Raw genomic sequence first — 5,922 nt, forward strand, 5'->3', positions numbered from 1 at the left:
GCGCGCATACCTTCTTCTCAAGCATATGCATCGCTGCAACCGTTATCTTTTGGTTGTGATTTATGAGTCCTGAGCCTAGCTAACAAGCCAACCAACATGGGTCACCTTGCTCAATTCGTTCGGGAAATCATGACCGGCGAGCGCGTGGCGTGGCTTCGACCCAGTCCAGTCTCCCTCTCATGTTGACGTATGGATGCCGGCATGCTGTCTATCAGCACGATCTACCGTCAGGCCAATTCGCGGAAAGCAAGGCGTTCAGAGACCCAGCTCATTTGTTCTTTTCCAGCTTCTCCAATGACGAACTATCCGCGCCTGAATCTCGATAAAGCACGCGCTGCCGCAAATCATCGGATACCATATTGAGGTCGTTTGCGTGTAAGACGTCGGAAGAAGACGATGATCTATTTAAATACGCTTGCAATGAAGCTGTTCTATATGGCGCTTTGGATGAAGCAACGTGCGACGCTCGGTGCGCAAATTGCTGTTTTGAAAGATCAGAAGGTCTTGCTGGTGCGGCATAGCTACAAGCCGGGATGGCATCTTCCCGGCGGTGGTGTCGATCCTCCCGAAGCGCCTGAGGCCGCCGCCGAAAGAGAGCTTTATGAAGAGACCGGGCTCAAGCTCGCAGAACGTCCAACTCTTCTTGGCGTCATTCCCAATGTGTCGTCAGCGACAAAACGTGATTACATAACCGCCTTCACCGCATGCGCCATTGCCGAGAGCCACTCCCGGCGAAGCAGAGAGATTGCCGAGATCGCCTGGTTTCCTGTCGATGATGTCCCTGCGGACAGTCATCCCATGGTGGGGAAAGTGCTCGCGCGGCTCCGGCAACATGAGTCTTGAACCTCGTCCATATCCTGCGAGATCCGTCAGGCCGAGGAGACGAACGAGCGAAGCGGTGACGGCTCACGGAAGAACAGATCATCGCCACAGTGAACGAAGCAGGAAACGGGCGAGAGGACGGCGATGAAAGAGAATGACATTTCATGAGGAACGCGAAGCGCAGCTTGCTGGCGCGCATAGCGTTTTTTTGCCGCAGAAGCCATCGGCTCCAGCCGGTGTCTGGACATCAGAAGAAACAGGCAGTCCGCCTCCAGAACTTACGGTGTTTCGCCTCCCGCGTTTCCAGTCCTCGCCTTGCGGCATATGGCTTTTGCAAGCCGGTGTCATTGTGCGCGGGATGCCTTGATGGGTGCGAGGACGCTGTAATCTGATAGCTCAAACGCTTTGCGACCACATGATGCAGGAACCCGCCCTTTTCCGACAGGCTCTGCGGCGATTGGCCTATGATGTCATCAAACCGCTTTGAAGGGGGTGTGCATGATGCTGTCTAAAAAAGCCTCGCCCTCGTCATGACCGTATTCTGCGGAGCAGGGGCATGGCTTCGCTATCACAGCAATTTGCCCTGCGTATTTTCGAATTCCGTCTCTGGCTTTTCCCAATCTGCTGGATCGTCGCTATCCCGACTATAGTTCTGCGCTTTAGTTCTTTCCATGCGCATCGCTTGCCCTGATTGGCGGGCATTCACTGATTCTGCCATGTACAGGCTTCCGATCGTTGAAAGGATGCTCTGCGACAGGAGCGCTGGGATCGGACGCCCGCCTTGTCAGCCCGTCAATGATAGCGACGGATCAGTCCGACGAGCTTGCCCTGGATCTTGACCCTGTCCGGCCCGAAAATCCGTGTCTCATAGGCCGGGTTCGCCGCTTCCAGCGCGATCGAGTCGCCCTTGCGGCGGAAGCGCTTCAGCGTCGCTTCTTCCTCATCGACGAGCGCGACGACGATGTCGCCCTGCGTCGCTGTGCTTCCGTCGCGGATGATGACCAGGTCGCCGTCGAGAATGCCGGCCTCGATCATCGAATCGCCGCGCACCTCCAATGCGTAATGACTGCCATTGCCGATCATCTCGGCAGGTACGGCGATATCATGGGTGTTGTTCTGAATGGCGGAGATCGGCACGCCCGCGGCGATGCGGCCCATGACCGGAACGGTCATCGTCGCACTTTCCACGGGGCGGGCAGCGGCCGGGCGGGCGACCTCGCGCTGGCCTGCGGCCGCATCGCGGCTGCCCTGGATCACGCTGGGCGTAAAGCCGCGCTTGGGCGGCGGCGCGCCATAGACGTCCGGCAGCTTGATCACCTCGAGCGCACGCGCGCGGTTCGGCAGGCGGCGAATGAAGCCGCGCTCCTCCAGCGCCGTGATCAGCCGGTGAATTCCCGATTTCGACGCCAGCGACAGCGCATCCTTCATCTCGTCGAAAGACGGGGGAACGCCCGACTCCTTCATCCGCTCATGGATGAACAGCAGCAGTTCCTGTTGCTTGCGCGTCAACATCTTTCGGGCTCCAGACCGGCGGGAAACAAATCACGAACGAAACCTATCTGTTCGTTATGTGTTCCGCAAGGAAATTTCGATACGTGGCCTTTTTTTGAAGGATTGAAGTGGGGCGTCAGAGGAGCGGGCGCTAGCGTTCTTTCCCGCTTCGTTGCCACGATGTCGTCGAAGACCGCCCACGTGGGCCCGCGCGGATGGCAACATCGCCTGCTTCGCGCGCCCGTCGAGAGGCAGTGAGAGCATGCGGAGACCGCGCGCCGGATCGACGCTGGCATGGCGTCCCGCGGCGGATCGGCAGGCGCGATCCTTTGTCATCACGCTCTACCTCGCCAATCATAGCTTCGCATATGCGCCAGAAAGGCCCGCATGGCGGCACTCGGGAGGCGGCGCTTGGGGTAGTACAGAAACCAGTGGGGCAGGACCGGAGACCATTCGGACAGAAGCTCGACCAATCGGCCGGCCAGCACATATGCACTGGCATAATCCTCGAAGACATGCGCACTCCCTCTACCCCGATCAGTTCCGCCTGCAGTTCGTTATGGGCCGTGGTGACGGCCAGGCGGCCTTCTGGCGCGATGTCGATCTCTTCGTCCGCTTCGACAAATCGCCAAGTGACAAGCCTGCTGCCGGGAAATCTGCGCTTGATGCAGTTGTGGCGGATCAGATCGGAGGGGGTCTCAGGCATGCCGTGTCTGGCGATGCAAGCCGGTGACGCGACGATGGCATAGCGAAGCGCCGGTCCCGGCGGCAGAGCAATAATGCCCTGCTCAAGCTGCTTTTCGGAAATTTTTATCGAAACGGAGAGCCCACTCCAGCGCTCATAGCGACGAACCAAGGGAGCGCAATCATAAACGGCGGCGTTGGCTGTTCGCAGTTCTGTACTGAAATGGCGCACCCGACAGGATTCGAACCTGTGACCTTTGGAATCGGAATCCAACACTCTATCCAGCTGAGCTACGGGTGCATCCTTCGGTGCGTAAGGCATCGAAGCAGTGGATGAGGCGTTCATAGCCTAGCTTGCGCCGGGCATCAATGGGCAAGCGTTGCTTTCCGAGAGAAAGAGACAGGCGGATCTTTCGGGGGACGGGGCTGCCTTGGCGAAGAGGGCGGCGGGGCCGATCCGGTTGGGGGCGGGCGGCGTAGGAGGCGGGAGTGCGGCGGGATTTGCGGCGGGCGGTGCCCGGCGACGGCGATGCGGCGGGTGCGGGAGAAGGGACGGCGGATGGATTCCTTGCGGCATGGGTTTTGTGCCCTTGTGATTGGCGCAAGCGGCGGGATCGGCGGCGCTCTGGTTGGGGCCTTGGGGCGCGATCCGGCCTGTGGCGGCGTTATCGCTCTGTCGCGCCGGGAGGATGGGCTTGATATCACGCGGGAAGACCTAGTCGCGCAGGCGGCGGGGCGGCTTTCGGCGCAAGGGGCCGTGATGGATTTGGTGATCGATGCCACCGGCGCGCTGGAGATCGGGCAGGACCGGCCGGAAAAGAGCCTGCGCGCGCTCGATCCCGATGCCATGGCGCGGCAGTTCGCCGTCAATGCCATCGGCCCGGCGCTGCTGATCAAGCACTTCTCGCCGCTGATGCCCCGGGATCGGCGCGCCGTCTTCGCCACCTTGTCGGCACGGGTCGGGTCGATCGGCGATAACCGGTTGGGCGGCTGGATCTCCTATCGCGCGGCGAAGGCGGCGCTCAACCAGATAGTCCGGACGGCCGCCATCGAGATCGCCCGCAACCGGCCACAGGCGCTCGTGCTCGCGCTGCATCCCGGCACGGTGGAAACGCGGCTGACCGCCAGCTACGGGCAGGGACACGACAAGATGACGCCGGATGAGGCGGCCGCGCGCCTGCTCGGCATCATCGATGGCCTGCCGCAGGCCGCGACAGGCGGCTTTTTCGCCTATGACGGGCAGCCGATCGAATGGTGAGCGCCCGCCACCTGATCCTTCTCCTCGGCGATCAGCTCTCGCCCGAGATCAGCAGCCTGCGCGATGCCGATCCCGCGCGCGACCACCTGCTCCTGTGCGAGGTGATGGAGGAGGCGACCTATGTGCGCCATCATCCGAAGAAAATCGGCTTTCTCTTTTCCGCCATGCGCCATTTCGCCGAAACACTTGAGGCAAAAGGCTTTTCTGTCGATTATGTCAGGCTCGACGATCCCGACAACAGCGGCTCGCTCGCCGGCGAGGTCCAGCGCGCGTTGCGGCGGATGCGGGCGGACCGGCTGATCGTGACGGAAGCGGGCGAATATCGGCTGGCGGAGGCCATGGCCGGCTGGCAGCGGGCCTTCAACCTGCCGGTGGAGATCCGCGAGGACGACCGCTTTCTCTGTTCGAAGGCGGAGTTTGCCGCCTGGGCCGAAGGACGCAAGCAGCTGCGGATGGAGTATTTCTACCGTGACATGCGGCGCAAGACCGGGCTTCTGATGCAGGGCGATCAGCCCGAGGGCGGGCGCTGGAACTTCGACGCCGACAATCGCAAGCCGGCGGCACAGGCAGCCGGCGACCTTTTTTCCGCGCCCCGGCGCCGGTCGATCGCGCCCGATCGCATCACGCAGGAGGTGCTGGCGCTGGTCGGGGCGCGCTTCTCCCATCATTTCGGCGTGCTTGATGGCTTCGATTTGGCGGTCACGGCCGAGGATGCTGTCCGGCTGCTCGATGACTTCGTCACGCATCATCTGCCCGATTTCGGCGACAGGCAGGATGCGATGCTGGCAGGGGATCCCGTGCTCAGCCATTCGCTCCTCTCCTTCTATATCAATGCCGGGCTTCTGGATCCGCTGGCGGTCTGCCGCAAGGTGGAGGCCGCCTATCGCGCCGGCCGGGCGCCGCTCAATGCGGCGGAAGGATTCATCCGCCAGATCATCGGCTGGCGGGAATATGTGCGCGGCATCTACTGGCTCAAGATGCCCGGCTATCTCGACAGCAACGCGCTGGAGGCCACAAGGCCGATGCCAGCCTTCTACTGGACCGGCGAGACGGAGATGGCCTGCATCGCCACCGTCGTGCGCCAGACGCGCGATCTCGCCTATGCCCACCATATTCAGCGGCTGATGATCACGGGCAATTTCGCGCTTCTGGCCGGCATCGATCCCCAGGCGGTGCATCGCTGGTATCTCGAAGTCTATGCCGATGCCTATGAATGGGTGGAACTGCCGAATGTCATCGGCATGAGCCAGTTCGCCGATGGCGGCCTGCTTGGCTCCAAGCCCTATGCGGCCGGCGGCAGCTACATCAACCGAATGTCGGATTATTGCAGCGGCTGCGGCTATGACGTGAAGAAGAAGACGGGCGAGGGCGCCTGCCCGTTCAATGCGCTCTACTGGGATTTCCTCGCCCGGCAGGAGGCGCGGCTGAAGGGCAACCGCCGCCTCGCCACGGTCTATGCCGCCTGGGGCAGGATGACGGAGGCGCAGCAGGCGGCGTATCGGCAGAGTGCTGCGGCGTTCTTGAAGGCGCTGGATGCGCTGCCGGCCTATGGCGAGGGGTGAGGGGCAGCCGCTGGTGGTCCACTTAGAGCATCGGACCGAAAAGTGGGAACCGGTTTTCGGAAAAATCCGATGCAAAAACAAAAATCTAGAGCATCGCACTGAGGA

Annotated in this window: 6 protein-coding genes and 1 tRNA gene; 3 read left to right on the top strand and 4 right to left on the bottom strand. The window is 61.6% G+C overall.

From position 1 onward, the window contains the following. Nucleotides 1-396: 396 nt before the first annotated feature. Nucleotides 397-843 (top strand): NUDIX domain-containing protein, encoded by a 447-nt coding sequence (locus BJF92_RS16480; RefSeq protein WP_075635855.1) that lies wholly within the window; start codon nucleotides 397-399, stop codon nucleotides 841-843. Nucleotides 844-1,390: 547 nt separating this feature from the next. On the opposite strand, the gene BJF92_RS25625 is transcribed toward BJF92_RS16480, so the two are convergent. The 4 genes from BJF92_RS25625 to BJF92_RS16495 form a co-directional block, all read right to left on the bottom strand. After that, a complete protein-coding gene (locus tag BJF92_RS25625; protein ID WP_158032242.1) occupies nucleotides 1,391-1,540 on the bottom strand; it encodes a hypothetical protein in 150 nt (49 codons plus the stop codon). Nucleotides 1,541-1,614: 74 nt separating this feature from the next. Continuing rightward, nucleotides 1,615-2,334, bottom strand: coding sequence for a transcriptional repressor LexA (gene lexA, locus BJF92_RS16485; RefSeq protein ID WP_075635856.1), 720 nt, complete (start codon nucleotides 2,332-2,334; stop codon nucleotides 1,615-1,617). Nucleotides 2,335-2,648: 314 nt separating this feature from the next. Then, nucleotides 2,649-2,801: a hypothetical protein gene (locus tag BJF92_RS26345; protein WP_342585801.1), complete on the bottom strand. Its 153-nt coding sequence runs from the start codon at nucleotides 2,799-2,801 to the stop codon at nucleotides 2,649-2,651. A 420-nt stretch (nucleotides 2,802-3,221) separates the two neighbouring features. Continuing rightward, nucleotides 3,222-3,298, bottom strand: a tRNA-Arg gene (locus BJF92_RS16495). Nucleotides 3,299-3,556: 258 nt separating this feature from the next. Here BJF92_RS16495 and BJF92_RS16500 point away from each other — a divergent pair. Together BJF92_RS16500 and BJF92_RS16505 are read left to right on the top strand one after the other, a co-directional pair. Continuing rightward, nucleotides 3,557-4,255 carry an SDR family NAD(P)-dependent oxidoreductase gene (locus tag BJF92_RS16500; protein WP_075635857.1) on the top strand — a complete coding sequence of 233 codons (699 nt, stop codon included), beginning with the start codon at nucleotides 3,557-3,559 and terminating at the stop codon, nucleotides 4,253-4,255. Further along, nucleotides 4,252-5,817: a cryptochrome/photolyase family protein gene (locus BJF92_RS16505; protein ID WP_245294805.1), complete on the top strand. Its 1,566-nt coding sequence runs from the start codon at nucleotides 4,252-4,254 to the stop codon at nucleotides 5,815-5,817. Before BJF92_RS16500 ends, BJF92_RS16505 begins: the two co-directional genes overlap by 4 nt. Nucleotides 5,818-5,922 lie beyond the last annotated feature (105 nt).

Source organism: Xaviernesmea rhizosphaerae, from assembly GCF_001938945.1.
GTDB lineage: Bacteria > Pseudomonadota > Alphaproteobacteria > Rhizobiales > Rhizobiaceae > Xaviernesmea > Xaviernesmea rhizosphaerae.

Bases quoted from the DNA above. Each gene is read 5' to 3' on its own strand.
- BJF92_RS16480 (WP_075635855.1), top strand. From the start codon at position 397: ATGATCTATTTAAATACGCTTGCAATGAAGCTGTTCTATATGGCGCTT.
- BJF92_RS25625 (WP_158032242.1), bottom strand. From the start codon at position 1,540: ATGGCAGAATCAGTGAATGCCCGCCAATCAGGGCAAGCGATGCGCATG.
- lexA (WP_075635856.1), bottom strand. From the start codon at position 2,334: ATGTTGACGCGCAAGCAACAGGAACTGCTGCTGTTCATCCATGAGCGG.
- BJF92_RS16500 (WP_075635857.1), top strand. From the start codon at position 3,557: ATGGATTCCTTGCGGCATGGGTTTTGTGCCCTTGTGATTGGCGCAAGC.